Below are 22,410 nucleotides of genomic sequence, written 5' to 3' on the forward strand. Positions count from 1 at the left end.
TGAGACCATCGTAGCGAACAGCAAGCAGGAAATGACACGGCAACCGCACAGGGAGCCAGCCCCGCAAAGGGCAAGGTGACAGATGACACAGCCGAAATTGAAACCATGCGGGATACTGCCGGTTCAATTGGCTAGACTGGTTCGCGACGTCGTTGTACCCACCGAAGCTTAGGAAGAAGGCGATCAGCGCCGTGTCTGAATCGAACCCGACCATCACGGCCGAAGACTTCGGCTCGAACGAATGGCTGGTTGAGGAGCTCTACGAGCAGTACCTGAAAGACAAGAACTCAGTAGACAAGGCCTGGTGGCCGGTCTTCGAAAAGTACGAAGCTCAGAGCAGCGATTCGGCCCCTGCCGCACAGAAGACGGCCCCGCAGAAGAAGGCCCCCGCCGCATCTTCGCAGAGCACACAGAAGAAGAGCTCGACGTCGTCCAAGGGCGTAACCCCTTCGTCGACGGAAGCGGAAACCCCGAAGGCCGAATCCAAGACCGCCGCCTCCAAGAAGTCTGCAGCCGGCAGCGCGCAGAAGTCCGCCTCGGCACCCCAGGACGCCGAAGACAAGGTCACGAAACTGCGCGGACCGGCCAAGGCCGTTGCCGTCAACATGGACGACTCCATCAACGTCCCCACCGCAACGTCCTACCGCCAGCTTCCCGCCAAGGCGATGATCGACAACCGCATCGTCATCAACTCGCACCTCAAGCGCACCCGCGGCGGCAAGGTCTCCTTCACCCACATCATCGGCTTCGCCGTGATCAGGGCACTCAAGGCCATGCCCACCCAGAACGTCTACTACGACGAACAGGACGGCAAGCCCGCAATGGTGCAGCCGGCCCACGTGAACTTCGGTCTTGCGATCGACGTTCCCCGGCCCGACGGCACCCGCATGCTGCTCGTACCCAACGTCAAGGCTGCTGACACCCTGACATTCCGCGAATTCATGGCCGCCTACGACGACCTCGTGGAACGCGGCCGCAACGGCAAGCTCGGTGCTGAGGACTTCGCCGGCACCACCGTGTCGCTGACCAACCCCGGCGGCATCGGCACCATGATGTCCGTCCCCCGCCTCATGCGCGGCCAGGGCGCCATCGTCGGCGTCGGCGCAATGAACTACCCGGCAGAATTCCAGGGCGCAAGCCAGGAGACCATCAACCGCCTGGCCGTCTCCAAGGTCGTCACCCTGTCCTCGACCTACGACCACCGCGTCATCCAGGGTGCGGGCTCGGGTGAGTTCCTCAAGCTCGTCCACGAGTACCTGCTGGGCGGCGACGGCTTCTACGACGAAATCTTCGAGTCCCTCCAGCTGCCCTACGAACCGGTCCGCTGGATGCCCGACCTCGATGCATCCGACACCGACGATGTCAACAAGACCGCCCGCGTCATCGAGCTCATCGACTCGTACCGCACGCGCGGTCACCTCATGGCGAACATCGACCCCCTGGTCTACCGCCAGCGCACGCACCCGGACCTCGACATCAACAACCACGACCTCACCCTGTGGGACCTCGAGCGCTCCTTCGCAACCGGCGGATTCGGCGGCAAGCCCGTCATGCCCCTGCGCGACATCCTCGGCCTGCTGCGCGACGCCTACTGCCGCACGACCGGCTACGAATACATGCACATCGCCGACCCGGAGCAGCGCCGCTGGTTCCAGTCGAAGATCGAAATCCCCCACGAAGAGCTCACCCGCGAAGAACAGGGCCACATCCTGGGCCGTCTCAACGCGGCAGAGGCTTTCGAGACCTTCTTGCAGACCAAGTACATCGGCCAGAAGCGCTTCTCGCTCGAAGGCGGCGAATCGACCATCGTCCTGCTGGACGAAATCGCCAACGAAGCAGCTGACGCAGGTCTGGAAGAAGTCGCCATCGGCATGGCCCACCGCGGCCGCCTCAACGTGCTGACGAACATCGCGGGCAAGTCCTACGCACAGATCTTCCGCGAATTCGACGGCGTGCAGTCGCCCGAATCCTTCCAGGGCTCCGGCGACGTCAAGTACCACCTGGGCATGGACGGCTCCTTCACCTCGCCCGCCGGAAACACCACCAAGGTGTCGGTTGCTGCAAACCCCAGCCACCTCGAAACCGTCAACCCCGTCCTCGGCGGCATTGTGCGCGCCAAGCAGGACGAACTCGACCACGGCGAAGAGGGCTTCGGCGTTCTGCCGATCCTCGTCCACGGTGATGCCGCTGTCGCAGGTCAGGGTGTGGCCTTCGAAACCATTCAGCAGTCCGAACTGCGCGGCTACCGCACCGGCGGCACGATCCACGTGGTCATCAACAACCAGGTCGGCTTCACCACCCCGCCGGCATCGGCTCGCTCGTCGTTCTACTCAACCGACGTCGCCAAGTCGATTTCGGCCCCGGTCATCCACGTCAACGGCGATGACCCCGAAGCCGTCTTCCGCGCTGCCCGCCTGGCATTCGAATTCCGCCAGACGTTCCACCGCGACATCTTCATCGACCTCGTGTGCTACCGCCGCCGCGGCCACAACGAGGGCGACGACCCGTCGATGACCCAGCCGGTCATGTACTCGCTGATCGACAAGAAGGCTTCGGTGCGCAAGCTCTACACCGAATCGCTTGTCGGCCGTAAATTCATCAGCGACGAACAGGTCTCCGAAGTCGTCAAGGACTACCAGAACAAGCTCGAAGCTGCCTTCGAAGAAACGAAGGAAGCCGAGAAGTCCGCAGGCGCCGACGCCGGCTTCCCGCAGAAGATCGACATCGAACCGAGCGACTTCGGCACCGAAGTCGAAACCGCAGTTTCGAAAGACATCGTCGAAAAGATCGGTGACGCACACGTTGACGTTCCCGAAGACTTCGAAGTCCACAAGAAGCTGCGCAGCCTGCTCAAGAAGCGTCAGGAAATGTCCCGCTCCGGCGGCATCGACTGGGGCTTCGCGGAGCTGCTGGCCTTCGGTTCGGTCCTCATGGAGGGCATCCCGGTCCGCCTTGCCGGTCAGGACTCCCGCCGCGGTACATTCACTCAGCGCCACGCGGTCCTGATCGACCACGACAACGGCAACGAGTGGACGCCGCTTGCCAACCTCACCGACGAGCAGGCTCGCTTCTGGGTCTATAACTCCCTGCTGAGCGAGTACGCGGCCATGGGCTTCGAATACGGCTATGCCGTAGAGAACAAGAAGGCCCTCGTGCTGTGGGAAGCCCAGTTCGGTGACTTCGCGCAGGGTGCACAGTCGATCATCGACGAATACATCGCGTCCTCGGAACAGAAGTGGGAACAGCTTTCCGGTGTTGTCCTCCTGCTGCCCCACGGCTACGAAGGCCAGGGCCCGGACCACTCCTCGGCCCGCATCGAGCGCTTCCTCCAGCTGTGCGCAGAGAACAACATGACGGTTGCCTACCCGTCTAACGGCGCTTCGCACTTCCACCTGCTGCGCCGTCACGCACACACCGAGAACAAACGCCCGCTGGTGATCTTCACACCTAAGTCCATGCTGCGCCTCAAGGCAGCTGCCACGGACGTCGAGCAGTTCACCTCGGGCCGCTTCGAGCCGATCATCCCGGACACGACCGTCGACGCTTCCAAGGTCAACCGCGTGGTACTTGTCGCCGGCAAGTTCTACTGGGACCTGGTTGCCGAACGCAGCAAGCGCAACGACGAGACCACGGCGATTGTCCGCATGGAGCAGCTGTACCCGCTCGACACCGACGCGGTGAAGGACGTGCTCAGCGCCTACCCGGCGGATGCCGAAATCGTGTGGGCTCAGGAAGAACCGGAGAACCAGGGTGCTTACCCGTTTATGGCCCTGCACCTGGACCCCGTGCTCGACGGCCGCACCCTGCGCCCCGTCAGCCGCGCATCCTCGGCGGCCCCGGCTACCGGTCTGAAGAAGGTTCACGACTACGAACAGGCCGAAGTCATCAAGCGGGTTTTCGATAAGTGACCCCGAAGAGGCGCACATCGATCGTCGTGGCCGGTGACCACCTGGTTGCCGGCCACGGCGACGGTCGTGCACTGGGCTGGGTTGGCCGGGTGGCTGTTCGCACGCACCCAGCGCTCGAAAACGCCAGGTTCTACACTCTGGCTGCCCCGAGCGAAGACTCCGCACAGTTTGCCGACCGCTGCATCGCAGAGGCCGAGCTCCGGTACGGCGATGACGACGACAAGCGACTGGTGCTTGCGCCAGGCTGCGGAGACATCGCCGCGGGAATTTCTACGGCACGATCCCGTCTGAACCTGGCCAATATCCTCGACCAGGCCCTCAGCCGCGGATACTCCGCATTCGTTGTCGGGCCGACCCCCGGGCGCAGTCAGAGCGAAAACCGTCAGATCGAAGAGCTCAACCGCGGTTTTTCGGAAGTCGCGCTGCGCCGCAGCATCCCGTACGTCGACTGCTTCACTCCCCTGGCAGACCACGCTGTCTGGCAGCGAGAACTTGCCACATCGAGCGAAGGTCTGCCCGGTCAGGAAGGCTACGGGCTGTTGTCATGGCTGGTGCTCAACCGCGGCTGGTTTGAGTGGCTGGGCGTCGACGACGTCACCGGCTGACACGAGGTGCAGCTCACATTATTTGGCGTGAGCGCAACAGTGTGAAAGAATACCGTAGTTGACCAGGAGGAGATCATTATGAGCAAGCGCGGACGTAAGCGCAAGGACCGCAGGAACAAGCCCGCTAACCACGGCAAGCGCCCCAACGCAGGTCGCTGATCCTCGGTCTCGTATAGACGCAAAGGGCGTGATGGTGTTAATCACCATCACGCCCTTCTTGTTTGTCTGCTGACTTCAGCCAGCCGTGCAGTCTGTCATTCGGTACTGCCTGTCATTCGACGGTGACGACGGCTCAGCCCTGCCAGTGGATCTGGGTGCGTTCGACCGTGATCCTGGCGCGGATGCGATCAGCGAGCCCTTCCGGTGCGACGTCGCAGTTGCACGAGCGGCGCACGAGCTCCTTGAGCATCGATTCGATTTGGTATTCGTCAGAGCATTCTTCGCAGTCGCGCAGATGCGCTTCGATTGCCTGGCAGGCTTCGGGTCCGAGCTCACCGTCGAGGTAGCCGTAGATGCGCTCCAGGCTTTCCATGCGACACGAACTCCAGCGATTTGTCCCTGTCATTTCTTCGCCTCCGTCTTCGCTGTGCCGATGCCCCGCTCCGCCGCGTAGTCAGCGAGCTTGTCTCGCAGCTGACGGCGTCCACGGTGCAGACGGGACATCACGGTGCCGATTGGTGTGTCCATGATTTCGGCGATTTCCTTGTACGGGAGACCTTCGACGTCCGCGTAGTACACCACCATCCGGAAGTCATCCTGCAGGCTGGCCAGTGCCTCTTTGACGTCGGAGTCGGGCATTTGGTCGAGAGCTTCGAGCTCGGCCGAACGCCCCTGGTCCGAGGTGTGGCTGGCTGCCCGGTGCAGCTGCCAGTCCTGAATGTCGTCATCACTGGATTCCAGCGGCTGACGCTGTTTCTTCCGATAGTTGTTGATGAACGTGTTCGTCAGAATCCGGTAGAGCCACGCTTTGAGGTTGGTTCCGGGCTTGTACTGGTGGAAGGCCGCGTATGCCTTCAAATACGCCTCTTGGACGAGGTCTTCAGCGTCTGCGGGGTTGCGGGTCATGCGCATGGCGGCCGCGTACAGCTGGTTGACGTACTGCAGGGCGTCGGCTTCGAAGCGCGTTGAGCGCTCTTCGTCCGTTTCGCGTTCAAGATCAATCGGTTCACTCATCACGGTCAATGCTACGTCGCCGTGATGTGGGGCCTCTGGGAAGTCGGCTGTCCGGGTGCCTGACGCACCGGTCGCCGCGGCCTCGGCCGATGTCTGTCGCTCTTTGCACAGAACCATGCGGTCTCCTCTCGATCTGTTCACTGAACACAACGGCTTGTCATGGGCAACTATTCCGAGGCGGCGCCGCGGAGCGACCGACTCTGCCGATTGCGCTCGTGGGCGATATGCTGGGAGTGCTCTCGAAAGAAAGGACGCAGCTTTGTCTCTTGTACGGCTTATTGCCCGCCCCATGCTTGCCTCGTCGTTCATCGCCAACGGCGTCAGCCGGGCACGCCGCCCCCAGTCCGCTTCTATCGCCCCTCTGACCCGCCTCCTGGATGAAAAGTTTGACGTCCAGGTCAGCCCCGACCTCGTTGCCCGCGGTGCCGGTGTTGCGCAGATCGCCGCCGGCAGCCTGCTTGCAATCGGCAAGATGCCGCGCCTGTCCGCCGGCCTGCTTGTGAGCACCTACCTCATCGATGTTGTTGCAGAACAGCTTGACGGTGAGGCAGAGAAGAAGAACTCGCTGGTCACCAAGACTTCACTGCTCGGCGGTGCTCTGCTGGCAGCTGTCGACACGGCCGGCCGTCCCAGCCTGGCATGGCGTGCCCGCCACGCTGCCGAGAGCGCGTGGGACAGCATCGAAAAGCAGTCCGCTAAGGCAATGGACGCCATTACGCCGAACTCCTGATGACTGACGTTTTCACCACGTGGCCCGCACCCGCTGTTTCTCAGCCGGTGCGGGCTCGTGTTTCTGTTCCCGGTTCGAAATCGCTGACCAACCGTCTGCTTGTGCTGGCGGCGCTGGCCGAGGCGCCATCAACTCTTCGGGCACCGCTCATCTCTCGTGATACTCAGCTGATGCTCGATGCAGTTATTGCTCTTGGCGGTGCTGTTGAGCACGACGGTGACGCTGTGCGCATCACGCCTATTGAAGGCGTTCCAGATGCCCCCGCCGAGGTCGAGTGCGGTCTGGCCGGCACCGTTATGCGCTTTGTGCCATTCGCAAGTGCCGCAGCCGGGGTTTCAGCACGCTTTGACGGCGATGCGCAGGCCCGCGTTCGCCCTATGGGCACTGTTCTGTCTGCACTCCGAGAGCTCGGGGTGGATGTCAGCTCTGAGAGCGAATCTCTGCCGTTCACCATGACGGTTGACGCAGTCCCCCGCGGTGGGTCCATCGACATCGATGCCAGTCAGTCCAGCCAGTTCGTGTCCGGACTTCTGCTGGCGGCACCGCGCTTTGCCGAGGGCCTCACGGTGCGCCACACGGGTGCTTCCCTGCCCTCTGTCCCGCACATCGACATGACGGTCGAAACGCTGCGCGCTGCCGGTGTCACGGTCGATACCCCTGAACCGAATGTCTGGCGTGTGCACCCAGGCCCGATCGCACCGCTGGACATCACGGTTGAACCTGATCTGTCGAACGCTGCCACCTTCCTCGCGGCCGCACTCGTCACCGGGGGCGAAGTCGCCGTCCCGAACTGGCCTGACCACACAACGCAGGCAGGTGATGAATTCCGGTTCATCGCAGAAGCCTTCGGCGGTGAAAGCGAACTCATCGACGGCGAACTCACGGTCCGCGGACCCAAGCAGCTGCAGCCGGTAGACCTCGACCTGTCATCCGTCGGCGAACTGACCCCCGTGACCGCCGCAGTGGCAGCGGCAGCCGGTGGCACCTCGCGAATCACCGGGATCGGCCACCTGCGCGGGCACGAAACCGACAGGCTCAGCGCATTGGCAGCAGAACTGTCAGCCTTCGGCGTCACGGTCGATGAAGGCGAGGATTCCCTCACCATCACCGGCCCACCGGCTCCCGATGCCGGTTCCATCGCCGACCGCGGCTGGAACACCTACGCAGACCACCGCATGGTCATGGCCGGAGCCGTACTGGGCCTGGTCACACCGGGGCTTGTCATCAACGACCCTGACACCGTCAGCAAAACACTGCCCGCATTCACCCGAATGTGGGACGAGGCTTTCGGCTGATGGCAGGCCGCTACACGAACTTCACAGAAGAGGACTACCGCCCCCGCCCCAACCGAAAAGGCAAGAGGCGGAGGACAAAAGAGCTGCCCAGCTATGACGACGCGATCGGCGGGATGATCACATCGGTCGACCGGGGCCGCTACCGCACCCGACTCGACACGGGTGTCAGCGTCACGGGTGTCCGCGCCTCACACCTGAGGCGCACTCCCCTGGTCCCCGGTGACCGGGTGAGGTTGGTGGGCGACACCTCGGGAACCGAGGGAACCTTGGCCCGCATTGTCGTGCTGGATGACCGCAAGACGATCCTGCGGCGCAGCGCCGACGACAATGACGACTCAGAACGGGTGATCGTCGCCAACGCCGACCAGATGGTCATCGTCACCGCCGCAGCTGATCCCGCGCCTTCGGAAGGGCTGATCGACAGGGCGATTGCGGCTGCCTTCAACGCCGAGATCGAACCGATCCTCGCTGTGACCAAGCTTGACCTCGCACCGATCGACGCTCTGCGCGAGCGCTTCGCAGACGCGGGAGTGCCGATCGTCGCGTGCGGATTTGATGACTCCGGACAGCCCAGGACTGAGGAGCTCGCGGAACGTCTGCACGACAGGATCAGTGTGCTGCTCGGACATTCCGGGGTGGGCAAATCAACGCTCATGAACGCGCTCGTCCCCGAGGCCGACCGGGCCACCGGCCACGTCAATCAGGTCACCGGGCGCGGCCGGCACACCAGCTCTTCCGCACTGGCGCTGCCGCTGCCTGATGGCGGATGGATCATCGACACCCCGGGTGTGCGCTCCTTCGGCCTCGCGCACGTTGACGTGGACACCGTCATCGCGGCGTTTGCCGACCTCGCCCCGGCAACGGCACACTGCCCGCGCGGCTGCGAACACCAGGCAGACTCCCCCGGCTGTGCTCTCGACACGTGGGTCGCCGACGGCCGTGCAGGCCAGGGTGGGTTGGCGCGGCTGGACTCGCTGCGCCGCCTTCTGGACAGCCTCAGCACTGACTGAGCTGTTCGACTAGCCTGGTGGGCATGGACGACCTCGAACTTGCCCACTATTTGGCTGACAAAGCCGACGCTCTGTCGCTTCCTGCATTCCGCGCGCAGGACTTCAGCGTTTCGCAGAAGCCGGACATGACCCCCGTGACGGACGTTGACCGCGCAGTTGAACACGCCCTGCGCGAAATCATCGTCGACAACCGTCCCGATGATTCGCTGTACGGGGAAGAATTCGGCGCTTCCGGTGAAAGCGCCCGCCGCTGGATCATCGACCCCATCGACGGGACGAAGAACTTTGTCCGCGGTGTTCCGGTCTACGCCACCCTCATCGGACTGTACGAGGGTGCCACTCCCCTTTTGGGCATGGTGAGCGCACCGGCACTCGGCCGCCGCTGGTGGGGCACCCCGGACGGCGGCGCCTTCTTGAGGTTTGACGGTGATGATCGACAGATCTCCGTTTCTGAAGTCAACGAACTGGCCGATGCATCACTGGCTTTCTCATCTCTGTCCGGTTGGCGTGATCTTGGCCGCCGCGACGCTTTTATTTCATTGACAGACCAGGTGTGGCGCCTGCGCGGCTATGGTGACTTCTGGTCATACATGCTCGTAGCGGAAGGTGCTGTCGACATCGCGGCAGAACCTGAGCTCGAACTGTATGACATGGCCGCCCTTGTACCCATCGTGCAGGCAGCCGGCGGCGTCTTCACGGATGTTGACGGCCGTCCGGGACCGTTTGGACCCAATGCGGTCGCATCGAACGGACACCTGCACCAAGCCGCCCTGGAGAAACTCGCATGACATTAGAGCTCAGCCCTCTGCCAGAAGAGGTCAACCGGGCCGCCGGACTGCTGGACGCTGACGGCAAGCCCACCGAAACGATCTTCGGGGTTATGACGAAGTTCGCCGCTGAACAGGGAGCGGTCAACCTCGGCCAGGGTGCCCCCGGCATTCCTGCTCCCACACCGCTGCTCGACGCTGTCAATCGCGCTATGAAGGACGGCGAGAACCAGTACCCGCCGGGACAGGGTCGTCCCGATCTCATCGAGGCCGTGTGCACTCAGCGGGAACGCGAATACGGGCACAAGGTTGAGCCCGAGCAGGTGCTCATCACAGTGGGCGCGACCCAGGGGCTGACGAGCGCCATCATGGCGCTGCTGCCGCGCGGCGGGAAGCTTGTGACCTTTGAGCCGTTCTTCGATTCCTACCCTGCGGCTGTCGCAATGGCCGGGGGCGAGTTCGCCACTGTTCCCCTGCTGCCCGCTGACGGCAGCTGGCAGCCGGATTGGGCGGCCTTCGAACGTGAAGTCGAGGGCGCATCGATGATTCTGGTCAATTCGCCCCACAACCCCACCGGGACCGTGTTCTCCGCCGAGGCTCTCGACCGGATCTATGAAGCAGCCGAGCGCGTGAACGCATGGATCCTCACCGACGAGGTCTACGAACACCTGGTATTCGACAACACCGACTACCAGCCGATTGCCGCCCGCTACCCGGATTCTGAGCGCATCGTGTCGGTTTCTTCTGCCGGGAAGGCATTCAACATCACCGGGTGGAAGATCGGCTGGCTCATTGCTTCTCCCCGTGTGCGTGCGGCATGCCAGGCAATCCAGCAGTACATGACGTTCTCCGTGGGCAATCCACTCCAGGCGGCACTCGCACAGGCGATCGGCGAAGGATGGTCGTTCCCCAAGGAAAACCGCGATCTTCTGCAGCACAACCGCGAAATCATCGTGGGCGCGCTGGAAGACGTGCAGGGCATGCAGATCCATGTACCCCAGGCCGGGTACTTCCTGCTGGCCGATTTCTCGCAGCTGACAGACAAGGACGCGACGGCGGTCAATGACGTGCTCACCCGAAAAGTCGGCGTGACGGGAATACCGGCTACAGCACTGTGCCGCGAGGGTTCAGAAACCGCGAAGCGCTTCCGCAGCTTCATTCGCTTCAGCTTCTGCAAGTCAACCGAGGAAGTCGAGAACGCAGCCGAACGCATTCGCAGCAGCCTCGACGTTTTCCAGAACCTCTGAGGGTTAAGGCGGAGCCTGCGCCTGGGGGTGGATGACCCGCCTCACCCCAGATGTACGCCTGAGCTGCGTACGCCCCGCCTCACCCCAGATTCACGCGTAAATGCAGATTTGCGCTTTAATGCAGCGCGGCAGCGCGCAAATCTGCATTAAAGCGTGAGAACGGCCCGCAGCGGCGCTGAGCAACCACGACGAGGGCCCCGACACTTCTGTGCCGGGGCCCTTTCCGTTCACACCTGCCGAGGTGCCGCTCTCCCCTGCTTTCCACCTCGGGAGTTTTCGGGTGCTGGGGAGCAGTGCCAGCCTGCGCAAGTCCGCGTTGACTCCCCTTCATCCCAGATTCACGCGTAAATGCAGATTTGCGCTTTAATGCAGCGCGGCAGCGCGCAAATCTGCATTAAAGCGTGAGAACGGCCCGCAGCGGCGCTAAGCAACCACGACGAAGGCCCCGGCATGAAAGTGCCGGGGCCTGCCCGTTCACCCCTGCCGAGGTGCCACTCTCCTTTGCTTTCCACCTCGGGAGTTTTCGGGTGGCGGGGAGCAGTGCGAACCAGCGTGAGTCCGCGTTGACTCCTCTTCATCCCAGATTGACGCGCAAATGCAGATTTGCGCTTTAATGCGGCACATTAACGCGTGAATCTGCATTAAAGCGTGAGAACGGCCCAGCGCCGCAGTCGGTGCGCAACGGCACAGCATAAAAAATCCCGGGACATCTTTGCGATGTCCCGGGATTTCTACGTGGTGGCGGGGGAGGGATTCGAACCCTCGACCTCCGGGTTATGAGCCCGGCGAGCTACCGAACTGCTCCACCCCGCGGTGCGTGTACCACTATACGGAACCTTGCGGTGAACACCAAATTAAGCGGGTGTGATGTGTATCGCACCGCGATTCAGCAGGTGTCCCGGCAACGATTCCACCCAGCAACCACAGTGCTCAACAAACGGTCACCGCCCCCGCCAAGCCCGCTGGGCAAAACAGCTGGCCAAGCCCGCTTGACGCAGCGTCCGCCCCGGCTGCGTCAAGCGGCCGGGGCGAACGCTGCGGGCATCAGTCCTGGTCGCCATCCTGGTCTGCACCGGTGTCGCCACCCTGGCCTGCACCGGCGTCAGCACCGTCGGCCTTCATGGCCTTCTCCAGTGCCTTGCGCAGACGATCCTGAGCCTTGCCGTACTCGTCCCAGTTGCCTTCCTTCATGGCCTTGTCAGAGTCCTTCATTGCCTGATCGGCTTCCTTCAAAGCCTCATCAAGTCCTGCTCCCCCGGCGGCCTTGCCCTTGTCGCCGTCCTTTGAGCCGTCAGCTGTGACCGAGCCCTTTTCGTCGTCAGAAGCCTGGCCGGACTGTCCGTGGTCACCCGCGGACACACCGGAGTCACCGCCGAACACCTGGTCAAGTGCTTCGTCAAGGGTCGGAGCGAAGCCGATCTGCTCACCGAATGCCACAAGCACTCGCTGCAGAACCGGGTATGACGTTTCGCCCTGCGAACGGACGTAGACCGGCTGAACGTACAGCAGTCCCCCGCCGATCGGCAGTGTGAGAAGGTTTCCGTTCTCCACCTTCGATTCACCCTGGCGCAGCAGGTTGAGGTTCTGCTGAATGGCCGGCTCGGTGTTGAAGTTGTTCTGCGCCTGGCCGGGGCCGGGAACCGTCGTGTTGCGCGGCAGCTGGAGCAGGCGCAGGCGACCGTATTCGTCGGCAACCTTGCCCTTTTCATTGCCCGCGTCGCCGCTGGCTGCGAAATAGCCAGTGAGGTTGTTGCGCGTTTGTCCTTCGATGGGGCGCGGAATGAAGCTCGACGTCAGCGAGAACGTGGGCTTTTCCTGACCTGGCATCTGCAGCGTCATGTAGTAGGGAGGCTGCATGAGCTGCTTGTCACGTGCGACCGTCGGGTCAAGCGGCGTCGTCCAGAAGTCCTGTTTCGTGTAGAACGAGTTCGCATCCGGAACGTGGTACTGCGTCAGCAGCTGGCGCTGCACCTTGAAAAGGTCCTCCGGGTAGCGCACGTGGCTCATCAGGTCGCCGCTGATTTCCGAGATCGGCTTGAGCGCGTTCGGGAAGATCTTCGACCACGACTGAAGCAGCGGATCTTCTTCATCCCACGCGTACATGTCGATCGAACCGTCATAGGCATCGACGGCGACCTTCACCGAGTTGCGGATGTAGTTGACCTTCTGCGGCGGAAGCGCAGCCACAGCACCCTGGCGCTGGGTGTTGGAGTCTTCCGTGACGGCCTGCAGGACCTGCGGCGTCGAATACGGGTAGTTCGAGCTTGTGGTGTAGGCGTCGACAATCCACTTAATGCGGCCGTCCACAACCGTGGGGTACGGATCGCCGTCCACTTCGAGGAAGGGAGCGACCTTCTTGACCCTCTCCCGCGGCTTGCGGTTGAACAGAATCTGCGATTCCGGGTTGACCGCATCCGACAGGACGATCTGCTCGTCCTGGAACTTCACGGCGAAGGCCAAGCGATTGAACAGCTTGCCGACATTCGGTCCGCCATCCCCCTGGAATGTGGTGTAGACCTGAGCACCGCCGTCCTTGTCGTCGTCCGTCGGGTAGTCGATCTCGCGCTTCTCGCCGTCCTCCGGGCCGCCGACAATCGAGTAGGTGGGCGACTGTTCGCCGAAGTAGACACGCGGTTCGTATTCGCCGAGCTCACCCGTCGGCGGGATGTTGTGTTCGAGGAACGCCGGGCGGCCATCCGCGCCCTGCTTATTGCCGTAGGCTGCGACAACGCCGAAACCGTGCGTGTAGACAACCGACTGGTTAAGCCATGAAGCCGTCGCCTGCGATTCCGGGTTCAGTTCACGAACCGAGATCACGGTGTCCTGCTGTTTTCCGTCGATCTCGTAGCGGTCAACGTCGAGCTGTTCAGGGAACGAATAGAAGGAACGCTGCTGCTGCAGCTGACGGAACGTGTCCGACACCAGGTTCGGGTCCAGAAGTCGAATAGAAGCCGCCGTGTCAGCGTCAGCCCTCAGGGCACCTCGTTCGCCTTCAGTGGAAGGCTTGTACTGCTGCACTTCGACATCGGCAATGCCGTAGGCATCGCGAGTCGCGTCGATGTTCCGCTGCAGGTAGTCCTTTTCCAGGCTCTGTTCACTCGGCTGGACCATGAACTGCTGCACGGCTGCCGGCAGACCGATGATGGAAACCGCACCGAGAACCAGCAGCATGACAACCGAGACCACTGAGAGCTTCCACATGTCGCGAAAAGCGTTCGCGGCCAACAGAACTGCCACGACCACGGCGGCAATCGCGATGATGAGCAGAGCCGGGATCGTGATGTTCACGGCCGTGTAGCTGGCACCGGCCATAAGACCGGATTCGTCCATCAGCCTCGTGTAGCGCTGCAGGAAAATACGCCCTGCCTGCAGCAGAACCAGAATTGCTGCCGTCACGGCCAGCTGCACGCGTGCGGCTTTTGTCAGCTGAATGCCCTTTTCTTCGCCCGGACGGATACCGCCGAACAGGTAGTGGGCCACGGCTGCTGCCACGAGGGACAACAGTGCTGCCATTGCGAGGAAGTCACCGATGACCCTGAGCATTGGCAGAGAGAAGACGTAGAAAGAAATGTCGAGCCCGAATTCCGGGTCGGCTTTGCCGAACGAGGTGGGGTTGAGGAACAGAAGCACCTCTTTCCACGCACCACTGAGCGAGACACCGCCGATGCCGCCGATCACCAGCGGCATGACAATCGTCATGAGTCGGCGCAGCGGCTCAATTGCTTCGCGGTAGCGGTCAAGGTTTTCCTGCTGCGGGGTCTGCGGCACGTAGACCGGTCGTTTCCGGTAGGCCAGTGACAGCGGCAGGAAGACCGCGAACCCCATAACAATCAGGCCCGCGGCGAACAGGGCAATCCGAGTGATCCACTCCGTGGTGAACACCGCGAGGTAGTCAACCTGGGAGAACCACAGGACGTCCGTGTAGATCTGCGCAAACACCACGTAGAGCGCCAGCAGTGCGATGACCGCGGCAATCGTCAGCACGAGAGGCGATGGGCCCTTGCGCTTCGCTGTTTCCTGACTGTTGGACACTGGGTTCCTTTCGAAGGCTCTCACCTGTCGGCGCTGCACGAAGGCAGGTCGGATGTTCGGTCTTCTGCAATGTCCTCCAGCGCGGTTTTCGCCGCGTGGAGATTGTCGATTCTCACAACTGTGATGTCGCGGCCCTTGGCGGCGTCAACCGCTTCCGCGCAGTTGTCACGCGGGGACAGGAAGTATTCGCTGCCGGCATCGTCTGCGGCGGCGACCTTCTGTCGCGCTCCCCCAATGGGCTGCACGGTGCCGTCGGCTGTGATCGCTCCGGTTCCGGCGACGTTCTTGTCACCTGCCAGAGGCCCTTCGGTCAGCTTGTCGATGATCGTCAGCGCAAACACCGTGCCGGCTGATGGGCCGCCGATGTTGTCGAGGTTGAACTTCACGTCGACGGGGAAGTCGAAGTCCTGGTTCAGCAGAACTCCCATCCGGTGTTTGCCGTCGATCATGGTCGGCTGGACCGTTTCGGTCCGCTCTTTTCCCCCGCTTTCGAGGCGGAGCTCCACCGGGCTGCCTTTCTCGACTTCCGCGTGGATTGTCTGCAGGGCGTCCGGGCCTTCGACTTCTTTGCCGTTGATGGCCAGCACGGTGTCGCCCTGGGCGACTTTGCCGCGTGCCGGTCCGTCAGCGGGGTCTTCTGCCACTCGCATGCGGACTGTGTAGTCCATGCCGAGTTCGCTGAGCGCCGCGGCCGTGGCGATGTCCTGGGAGCTTGTCATCTGCGCCGTGTTGGTCTGGCTGACCTGTTCACCGGTTGTGTCCAGCGGGTACATGGATTCGGTCGGCACGACGGTTTCTGTCCCCTTGAGAACCCCCATGAATGCGCGCAGTGCGCTCATGTGGCGGTCGGGACCTCCCACCACGCCGACGGTGAGCATGTTGAGCTGCCCGTCAGTGGGATAGGTTTTCGCTCCCGTGATTTCAACGACGTCTTTGTCGGTGTCTTTGACTTTCCCCAGCGTGTTGAACACCGGGCCGGGGGTTTCGACCATGTACGGGACAGGCAGAACAACTGTGACTAGCACGAGAACGAACGCGAGAAAGCTCGAAACGGCGAATGCGGAGATCCGCCTGCGGGGCTGGTCAGAGTGCCTGGCCACAGTGTCCTTTCGGTTGGTCGGCTTGAAGCATTCTAGTCGGTGCCGTGACGACACCACCATTCGGCGTTACGTCGAGAGCGAAATGTGCAGTCGACGGCGCTGAGTGGAAATCTTTTAGCGACTCGCTTCGTTACCCTGAAAAGAACGATCAACCCGTGGGGGCCAACATGAGTGATGACAAAGACCGTCCAGATGACGACCCGAGGAACAACATGTTCGGCATGTTCTTCGGCGGCGGGCAGGGGCCGTTCAACATGGATCCAAGCCAGCTGGGATCGATGATGAGCAGCTTCCAGTCGATGATGTCCCCTCCCGACCCAGAAGAAGCCGCCCTGCGGACAGCCGAAAGCGCTGTCCCCCAGCCGGACCCGACCGTGACCAACGAGACCAGCCAAGCCACAGCAGATGCGTTCCGCCTTGCCGAACTGTGGCTCTCAAAGGTGACAGACGCCTCGTCAGGGGCCGCCGGCGTTCAGGCACTCAGCCGCCGAGGCTGGGTCAAGGAGACGATCGGCGGTTGGCTGTCGCTTGCCTCCCCCATCCAGGAACGGACCGCTTCCGGACTCACCGAGAGCATCACGGAGCAGATTCCCGAGGAGATGCGCGGCTTCCTCAGCAGCGCACAGCCGATGCTTGCCTCCATGACAACGTCGATGTTCGCCTCCCAGCTGGGGCAGGCCGCCGCTGCACTGTCCGGCTCTGTGCTCACCGGCACGGAGTACGGTCTGCCGCTGGCATCAAGCCAGCGTCCCTCCATGGTGAGCGCAAACATCACGGGCTTCGCCGCTGAAATCGATGTCGACGTGACCGAGCTGCGCATCTACCTGGCCGCTCTGGAACTGGCACACTACGCGCTGTTTGCTCGCGCTCCGTGGCTGCGCAAGCACATTGAAGAGGCCGTGCGCGCATACGCTGCGATGGTCGAAGTCAACGGGGGCGCCCTCGGTGGCATCACACCGGACATGGATCCGCAGAAAATGCAGGAAGCGGCCGAACAGATGCAGAAAGACCTGTTCAAACCCGCCGATACAGCAGAACGCCGCGCCGCAGAACAGAACCTCCAGCGGCTGCTGTCAACGGTTGCAGGCTGGACCGATGTTGTTGCCTACGCCGCTGTCGAACCGCTTGAAAAGTGCGACCAGATTCGCGAAGCGCTGCGCGAACGCTACAGCACCCAGTCGGAAGCCGAAGCTGAATTCGCTTCGCTCATCGGGCTGAACATCCACCCGACCCGCATGAACGATGCGGTACAGCTGTTCACGTTCCTCGAACAGACAGAAGGCGCTGAAGCCCGCGATGCCGTGTTCAGCCAGGTGGAGTCCCTGCCGTCGGCCGTCGACCTCGACGACCCTCTGGGCTACCTGGAGCGCCGCAGCCCCGAAGCGGCCGACGCCGATATCGAAAACATGGACGAAGCTCTCCAGCGACTGCTGGACGAGGAATCCGGCAAGGACGACTGACGCCTGCTGAAGCAAGCAGCCTCACCGAAGCACAAAAGCGCCGCGGGGAGATCACCCGCGGCGCTTTTGTGTGCTGACGCAGCGCAGCGTTCGGCGGCGCCGCGGCTTATGCCTGTTCAGCTTTGTCTTCCTGCGGCTTCGGCGGCATCTTCGCCGTGCGCAAAGCCTTCGAGGAAGACTTCCGCTGCCTCTGCTTTCGGATGCCTGTTCGCCAAAGCGCGAAAAGCAGGTGAATGGTCGAGGTGCCGCAAATGGGCCAGCTCATGAACCAGGACTGCCTCGAGGACCCACCGGGGAACGTTCCGCAGACGGTCGGACACTCTGATATCCCCCGTCAGACCGCTTGCAGAGGCAAACCTGCGTCGCTGGTTCGCAACCCAGCGCACAGAGCCCGGCTCAATGCCGTCGTCGAAATAGCGGCTGTTGAGCTCCTCGGCGAGGGCTCGGAGTTCGTCGTCGCTGCGGGGAGCCAGCGCCCGGCGGCGCTCGGCACGTTCCAAAAGCCGAGCGATGCCGTCGAGGTTTGCTGCAACATTGAAACGCTGCGGAACAGCGAGCTTCCAGCCGTCGGCGGTCGGCTGCAGCGAGTATGTTTTCTTTCTGCGCGCAGAGCGCACCACAGTCATTTCTCCGCTGCGAAGCATTCGCTCAACATCTGCCGCCGTCATGGTGCCAATCCAAGCAGAGCGCCCCACCAAGAACAAAGTGAAGCGAACATGTCCAGGATGTGACGAACACCACCTACTTAAATCCAACAGATTTCAAAAATTTATGCGTTAACAGCCGAATTTCGCGGATTCTCGGGCCTGAACAGCCATCAACCACATCATCATCCACAGCTGTTTCCACAGGCATGGGAGAAGTCTCCACAGAGAATCCACACGCGTCCACACTGCCAACCGGACTCCGCTTTGACGACGTCCCGTCCGTCCTTTAACTTTGAGGGACGGACCTGCGGAAAACGCAGTGATCACGGGCAAGGGGAAGGCTCGTGAACACTGACGGCCCTGCGGGTCCGCCTACTGAGCAGGGCCTGCACAGTGGCGTCGGTTCTCACCAGCCGACACCCGCGCAGCAGGCCCTGCTCGTGTTCTATCCACAGGTTTTCCACAGATGTAGAAATCGTCTTCCATCCGGCCAGCCCAGCAACGTAGATTGACTGCACTACCGGAGGTGAAGATGCTCATAATTGATCCGGCCGCTGCCGTCATCAGCCGAACGCACGCCTGTGTGCAGTTCGGAATAGACGACCCGGTCCTCCTTTCCGGACTCAGCGACAGCGAAGCCGCCCTCATTGACGCTCTGCGGCTGGGCATTGAAGAAGACGACTTCGAACCCGAAGCACAGACACTCGGAGTCACAGCAAGCAGGGCGCACGAACTCCGCACACTCCTGACGGAAGCCGGAATACTCGTGACCACCCGGGTTCCCGGCACCTCGGCCCCGTGGCGTCTGCGCACGTGGGCGACCCAAAACTCGGCTGATCCCCTCGAGCTCGCGGCAAAAGTGCGCCGCTCCCCCGTGTATGCCATCGGGCCCTTCAATGATGAATTCGCAACGGCAGCTGCTGCCGCAGGACTGCGAGCCGCGCCGGCGGACAGCAGCATTGACCCCCGCATCCACCCGGGCAGCCTCGTGATCATCACGGCAGTGTGGATGCCTGATCTGCTGAGCTCGGATGCACTGTTTGCCCGCGATATCGACCACGTCCACGCTGTCATCGGAGACCACTTCGGAACTGTCGGCGGAGTCATTGTGCCCGGTGCTTCGCCGTGTTCCCGCTGCAGCGTGCTCTGGGCCAAACAGCATGACCCCGGATGGTTGGAAGCGTGGAAAGCCGTCCACCTGAGCGGACCTCGGGCTTCACTGGCCGACCCCGCACTCGTGGCCATTACGGCTGCCCACACAGCCTCCCGGCTGCGCGCCAATCGGGCGGGAATGCCCGGCGCGCACAGCAAGCTGACCGTGTCAGATTGGGGGTTCGAAGAAGATGCGGTGTCTTTCCACCCCGACTGCCAGTGTCGTCAGGGCTCCGATGCCGCTGCCGAATCTGCTGCAGTGATGTCGAGCAGTTCAGCCCCGAACTGAGCGAGTTTGACCGAGCCGAGACCAGGAATGAGAGCCAGCTGGTCCCGGCTGCGCGGAGAAGCTTCGGCAAGCGCGCTCAGCGTGGCCTGTGTCAGCACCATGTATTCGGGCACGCGCAGCTCTTCGGCTTTTGCCGCCCGCCACTGGCTGAGCTGCTGCAGCAGTCCGCTGTCAGCCGGAGCCGCACATGCGGCGCACCTGCCCATGCGCCGTTCAGCGGGCTGAGTGAGTGCCCTGCCGCACTGCCTGCAGGACTTCCCAGCCGAAGTGGCACGCGGTTCTTCTTCACGGTGAACAGGCTGCGAACCGCGCATCTCACCAATAAACCGCGACACTTTGCGCTGGGTGCGGGCACCTGACTGGCGCATGCGCGCCCACGACATATCGAGTGAATCCCGGGCGCGGGTGACGGCAACATAGAATAGCCTGCGCTCTTCGGCGATATCGCGCGGAGTCTGCGCATAGGAAATGGGCATGAGCCCCTCGGTGAGGCCGATAAGGTGCACGCGGCTCCACTCCAAGCCCTTCGCTGCGTGCACACTGGCCAGCGTCACTCCGTCAACCGTGGGTGCGAACTGGTGTTCTCGCCGATCTTCCAGTTCCGCGCTGAACTGCGGCAGGGTGACCGGCAGCTCTGAGCTGCGCTGCATATCTGCGGCCAGCTGCACGAGGGAATTGAGCGATTCCCATTTTTCCCGCAGCGCTCCGGTAGCCGACGGCGGCTGAGCCTGCCAACCAATGCTGGACAGCACCTCGGCAACAGCGGTATCGAGTCTTTCCGTGCGCCGTGCCGCGGCAGAAGAGCGCAGAAGAACCATGGCCTCTTTGACTTCGCGGCGAGCAAAGAAGCGCTCTCCCCCACGCAGCACATAGCTGATGCCGCGGGCTTCGAGGGCCTCTTCTATCGCCCGGCTCTGCCCGTTGGTGCGAAAGAGCACCGCAATGTCAGCTGCGCGCGTGCCCTGCGCGATCTGCGCTGCAATCCGCTGGGCGACAGCGGCGGCTTCTGAAGCATCGTCTGCGTACTCCGAGGCGGACGGCGCCTGACCGCCTTCGCGCACCGCCTGCAGCTGCAGAGCTCCGCTGCCGGTGTGGGCGAGGATCCGGTTGGCGGCTTCGACAATGGGCTGCCGCGAACGGTAGTTGCGCACAAGTTCGATGGTTGTCGTGTCCGCAAAGCGCTGCGCTGTGTTCAGCAGATAGTTCGATGTGGCGCCCGCGAATGTGTAGATGGTCTGCGCGGGATCACCGACAACGCACAGGGAGTCCCTGTCGCCCAGCCAGCGCATCAGGAGGTCGTACTGCAGTGGCGAAACGTCCTGAAATTCGTCAACCACGAAGTGGCGATACTGACTGTGCACGGTGGCTGCGAGGTCGGCACGCGAACCCAGCACTCCCGACAGCGTCAGCAGGACGTCTTCAAAGTCCAGCAGCCGGCGTTCTGTTTTGAGGTCGCTGTAGCCGCGCATGATGTCGACAATCGCGGAAACGGTGAGCCCGCCCGGCAGTTCACGATTACGCGCCTGTTGCGCGTAGTCCTCAATGCCCAGGAGGCTCACGGCCGCGTATTCGATTTCTGATGCGACGTCGCGGACGAGTTCGCGTTCGACCGTCATGCCGAGATTTCCCATGACGCGGGCAACAGCCCCGGCTTTGTTGGGCATGAGCTCTGGGAACGGACCTTCGGCGAACATGGGCCAGAAATAGCGCATCTGGCGCAGGGCCGCAGCGTGGAATGTGCGGGCCTGCGCGCCGTCGACACCGAGTGAGCGCAGCCTGGAGCGCATTTCTCCCGCAGCCTTTGCGGTGAATGTCAGGGCCAGGGTCTGTTTGGGATCGCGCTTGCCGGTGAGCGCCCCATAGGCGATGCGGTGCGTCATGGCCCTGGTCTTTCCAGTGCCCGCACCGGCAAGCACTACGAGAGGGCCGCCGCTGTGTTCGGCAACTGCCCGCTGCTGGGTGTCCAGCGCTTCCAGCAGCTGTTCCGCTTTGGATGTCACAGCAGCTGTTCTCCGTCGAGCCAGGCACTGATGATCTGCCCGGCAATCGAGACTTTGCCGGGCAGAGACAGTGAACCGTCCGCTGTTCCGGCTTTTATGTCTTCGCGACTGAACCACTTGACGTCGGCGATTTCATGGCCGTCCGCCGCAATCGCAGCAGACTGCGCTCGCGCAGCAAAGCCGAGCATGAGTGAGCACGGAAACGGCCACGGTTGGGAACCGAGATAGCGAATGGTGTCGCAGTCGATGTCGGATTCTTCGTGGACTTCGCGCCTGACCGCCTGTTCCAGGGTCTCACCAGGTTCAACGAAACCGGCGAGGAGCGAGTACCGGCCTTCGGGCCACAGCGCGTTGTTGCCCAGCAGAATGCGCTCCGTGCCGGCGTCGTCAGTGTGCAGCACCGCGGTGATCACAGCCGGGTCGGTGCGGGGGAAGTGTTCCGTGCCGGCTTCCGGGTCAACCCGCACCCATCCCCCGGCTGAGGGCACCGTGGGGTCGCCCGTACGCGGTGAATGGGTGTGGGTTCTGTGCCAGTTATCGAGTGCCACAGCGGTCGTTGCCGCATCGATGTCGGTGTCGCTGAGCTGTATTGCCAGTGCGCGCAGATCAACCCACGTGGGATCGTCCATTGTCGTGCCGACCGCCGGGGCCAACAGGAAGTCGTCAGCAGAAGCTGCGGAGTCATCGAGAACAGCGCTGTCGGCGGTTGAGCGTCCGGCGTCGTCAAGCAGCAGCGCAACGAGGTCCGCGGTGTCGCTGCGGCCGATGTAGACCCTGGTGCCGGTCAGGCCGCCCCAGTGCTCCTTGAGCTGCGCCACCCTGAACAGGTGCAGACCTCCACGAGATACCAGCAGGCTGCCGCGGTGGCAGAAGAAGACGCGCGTGCTGCTGCGGGCGAGAACGTCTGCAACACTGCCGTCAGCACCGCGATCAGTGTGATTGCGGTCAGTTCCAACACGAGCCAGCGAGCGTACTGGCAGCTGGTAGCGGTTCAT

General features: G+C 62.6%; 17 protein-coding genes and 1 tRNA gene. 10 read left to right on the plus strand and 8 right to left on the minus strand.

The window, feature by feature from the left end; translation table 11 throughout:
* Positions 1-191: 191 nt before the first annotated feature.
* From HMPREF3172_RS08305 to HMPREF3172_RS10775, 3 genes are all read left to right on the plus strand, one after another.
* Complete coding sequence (locus HMPREF3172_RS08305) at positions 192-3,908, plus strand: multifunctional oxoglutarate decarboxylase/oxoglutarate dehydrogenase thiamine pyrophosphate-binding subunit/dihydrolipoyllysine-residue succinyltransferase subunit (protein ID WP_070516731.1); 3,717 nt, start codon at positions 192-194, stop codon at positions 3,906-3,908.
* Positions 3,905-4,513: a GDSL-type esterase/lipase family protein gene (locus HMPREF3172_RS08310; RefSeq protein WP_070423722.1), complete on the plus strand. Its 609-nt coding sequence runs from the start codon at positions 3,905-3,907 to the stop codon at positions 4,511-4,513. Before HMPREF3172_RS08305 ends, HMPREF3172_RS08310 begins: the two co-directional genes overlap by 4 nt.
* A 78-nt stretch (positions 4,514-4,591) precedes the next feature.
* Positions 4,592-4,672, plus strand: coding sequence for a 50S ribosomal protein bL37 (locus HMPREF3172_RS10775; protein ID WP_370919328.1), 81 nt, complete (start codon positions 4,592-4,594; stop codon positions 4,670-4,672).
* Positions 4,673-4,805: 133 nt separating this feature from the next.
* Here HMPREF3172_RS10775 and rsrA read toward each other — a convergent pair whose 3' ends face one another.
* Both rsrA and HMPREF3172_RS08320 read right to left on the minus strand, forming a co-directional pair.
* Positions 4,806-5,078 carry a mycothiol system anti-sigma-R factor gene (rsrA, locus tag HMPREF3172_RS08315; RefSeq protein ID WP_070516732.1) on the minus strand — a complete coding sequence of 91 codons (273 nt, stop codon included), beginning with the start codon at positions 5,076-5,078 and terminating at the stop codon, positions 4,806-4,808.
* Positions 5,075-5,803 (minus strand): sigma-70 family RNA polymerase sigma factor, encoded by a 729-nt coding sequence (locus tag HMPREF3172_RS08320; protein WP_141741611.1) that lies wholly within the window; start codon positions 5,801-5,803, stop codon positions 5,075-5,077. Before HMPREF3172_RS08320 ends, rsrA begins: the two co-directional genes overlap by 4 nt.
* A 142-nt stretch (positions 5,804-5,945) precedes the next feature.
* Between HMPREF3172_RS08320 and HMPREF3172_RS08325 the strand changes: the two genes are divergently transcribed.
* Genes HMPREF3172_RS08325 through HMPREF3172_RS08345 form a run of 5 tightly spaced genes read left to right on the plus strand, consistent with a single transcriptional unit; the run spans position 5,946 to position 10,735 of the window.
* Positions 5,946-6,416 (plus strand): DoxX family protein, encoded by a 471-nt coding sequence (locus tag HMPREF3172_RS08325; RefSeq protein ID WP_082784735.1) that lies wholly within the window; start codon positions 5,946-5,948, stop codon positions 6,414-6,416.
* Complete coding sequence (gene aroA / locus HMPREF3172_RS08330; protein WP_070516734.1) at positions 6,416-7,711, plus strand: 3-phosphoshikimate 1-carboxyvinyltransferase; 1,296 nt, start codon at positions 6,416-6,418, stop codon at positions 7,709-7,711. The genes HMPREF3172_RS08325 and aroA overlap by 1 nt, the downstream gene beginning before the upstream one ends.
* Complete coding sequence (gene rsgA, locus HMPREF3172_RS08335) at positions 7,711-8,721, plus strand: ribosome small subunit-dependent GTPase A (protein ID WP_070516736.1); 1,011 nt, start codon at positions 7,711-7,713, stop codon at positions 8,719-8,721. The genes aroA and rsgA overlap by 1 nt, the downstream gene beginning before the upstream one ends.
* A gap of 23 nt (positions 8,722-8,744) precedes the next feature.
* Positions 8,745-9,509 (plus strand): histidinol-phosphatase, encoded by a 765-nt coding sequence (gene hisN / locus HMPREF3172_RS08340; RefSeq protein ID WP_070516738.1) that lies wholly within the window; start codon positions 8,745-8,747, stop codon positions 9,507-9,509.
* A complete protein-coding gene (locus tag HMPREF3172_RS08345) occupies positions 9,506-10,735 on the plus strand; it encodes an aminotransferase class I/II-fold pyridoxal phosphate-dependent enzyme (RefSeq protein ID WP_070516740.1) in 1,230 nt (409 codons plus the stop codon). The genes hisN and HMPREF3172_RS08345 overlap by 4 nt, the downstream gene beginning before the upstream one ends.
* A gap of 736 nt (positions 10,736-11,471) precedes the next feature.
* Here HMPREF3172_RS08345 and HMPREF3172_RS08350 read toward each other — a convergent pair.
* From HMPREF3172_RS08350 to HMPREF3172_RS08360, 3 genes are all read right to left on the minus strand, one after another.
* A tRNA-Met gene (locus tag HMPREF3172_RS08350) sits at positions 11,472-11,548 on the minus strand.
* Positions 11,549-11,779: 231 nt separating this feature from the next.
* Complete coding sequence (locus HMPREF3172_RS08355; protein WP_070516742.1) at positions 11,780-14,767, minus strand: UPF0182 family membrane protein; 2,988 nt, start codon at positions 14,765-14,767, stop codon at positions 11,780-11,782.
* Between the two features lie 20 nt (positions 14,768-14,787).
* The gene (locus HMPREF3172_RS08360) at positions 14,788-15,867 is read right to left on the minus strand and encodes a YlbL family protein (protein ID WP_070423727.1); all 1,080 of its coding nucleotides are present in this window, start codon (positions 15,865-15,867) and stop codon (positions 14,788-14,790) included.
* A 167-nt stretch (positions 15,868-16,034) separates the two neighbouring features.
* On the opposite strand from HMPREF3172_RS08360, the gene HMPREF3172_RS08365 reads away from it, so the two are divergent.
* Positions 16,035-17,327 carry a zinc-dependent metalloprotease gene (locus tag HMPREF3172_RS08365; protein WP_141741612.1) on the plus strand — a complete coding sequence of 431 codons (1,293 nt, stop codon included), beginning with the start codon at positions 16,035-16,037 and terminating at the stop codon, positions 17,325-17,327.
* A gap of 116 nt (positions 17,328-17,443) precedes the next feature.
* Here the strand turns inward: HMPREF3172_RS08365 and HMPREF3172_RS08370 are convergent, their stop codons facing one another.
* Complete coding sequence (locus tag HMPREF3172_RS08370) at positions 17,444-17,995, minus strand: M48 metallopeptidase family protein (RefSeq protein ID WP_083281477.1); 552 nt, start codon at positions 17,993-17,995, stop codon at positions 17,444-17,446.
* Between the two features lie 487 nt (positions 17,996-18,482).
* Between HMPREF3172_RS08370 and HMPREF3172_RS08375 the strand changes: the two genes are divergently transcribed.
* Positions 18,483-19,415: a hypothetical protein gene (locus tag HMPREF3172_RS08375; RefSeq protein WP_141741613.1), complete on the plus strand. Its 933-nt coding sequence runs from the start codon at positions 18,483-18,485 to the stop codon at positions 19,413-19,415.
* On the opposite strand, the gene HMPREF3172_RS08380 is transcribed toward HMPREF3172_RS08375, so the two are convergent.
* Together HMPREF3172_RS08380 and nudC are read right to left on the minus strand one after the other, a co-directional pair.
* Complete coding sequence (locus HMPREF3172_RS08380; protein ID WP_070516747.1) at positions 19,352-21,415, minus strand: ATP-dependent DNA helicase UvrD2; 2,064 nt, start codon at positions 21,413-21,415, stop codon at positions 19,352-19,354. The genes HMPREF3172_RS08375 and HMPREF3172_RS08380 overlap by 64 nt on opposite strands.
* On the minus strand, positions 21,412-22,410 hold the full coding sequence (nudC, locus tag HMPREF3172_RS08385) for an NAD(+) diphosphatase (protein WP_070516898.1): 999 nt from the start codon (positions 22,408-22,410) through the stop codon (positions 21,412-21,414). The genes HMPREF3172_RS08380 and nudC overlap by 4 nt, the downstream gene beginning before the upstream one ends.

Source organism: Brevibacterium sp. HMSC08F02, assembly GCF_001807555.1.
In the GTDB taxonomy this organism is placed as follows: domain Bacteria; phylum Actinomycetota; class Actinomycetes; order Actinomycetales; family Brevibacteriaceae; genus Brevibacterium; species Brevibacterium ravenspurgense.

What these genes read in the sequence shown, in the direction of transcription:
- HMPREF3172_RS10775 (WP_370919328.1), top strand. Translation starts at nt 4,592, where the DNA reads ATGAGCAAGCGCGGACGTAAGCGCAAGGACCGCAGGAACAAGCCCGCT.
- rsrA (WP_070516732.1), bottom strand. Translation starts at nt 5,078, where the DNA reads ATGACAGGGACAAATCGCTGGAGTTCGTGTCGCATGGAAAGCCTGGAG.
- HMPREF3172_RS08320 (WP_141741611.1), bottom strand. Translation starts at nt 5,803, where the DNA reads ATGGTTCTGTGCAAAGAGCGACAGACATCGGCCGAGGCCGCGGCGACC.
- aroA (WP_070516734.1), top strand. Translation starts at nt 6,416, where the DNA reads ATGACTGACGTTTTCACCACGTGGCCCGCACCCGCTGTTTCTCAGCCG.
- rsgA (WP_070516736.1), top strand. Translation starts at nt 7,711, where the DNA reads ATGGCAGGCCGCTACACGAACTTCACAGAAGAGGACTACCGCCCCCGC.
- hisN (WP_070516738.1), top strand. Translation starts at nt 8,745, where the DNA reads ATGGACGACCTCGAACTTGCCCACTATTTGGCTGACAAAGCCGACGCT.
- HMPREF3172_RS08345 (WP_070516740.1), top strand. Translation starts at nt 9,506, where the DNA reads ATGACATTAGAGCTCAGCCCTCTGCCAGAAGAGGTCAACCGGGCCGCC.
- HMPREF3172_RS08365 (WP_141741612.1), top strand. Translation starts at nt 16,035, where the DNA reads ATGAGTGATGACAAAGACCGTCCAGATGACGACCCGAGGAACAACATG.
- HMPREF3172_RS08370 (WP_083281477.1), bottom strand. Translation starts at nt 17,995, where the DNA reads ATGACGGCGGCAGATGTTGAGCGAATGCTTCGCAGCGGAGAAATGACT.
- nudC (WP_070516898.1), bottom strand. Translation starts at nt 22,410, where the DNA reads ATGAACCGCTACCAGCTGCCAGTACGCTCGCTGGCTCGTGTTGGAACT.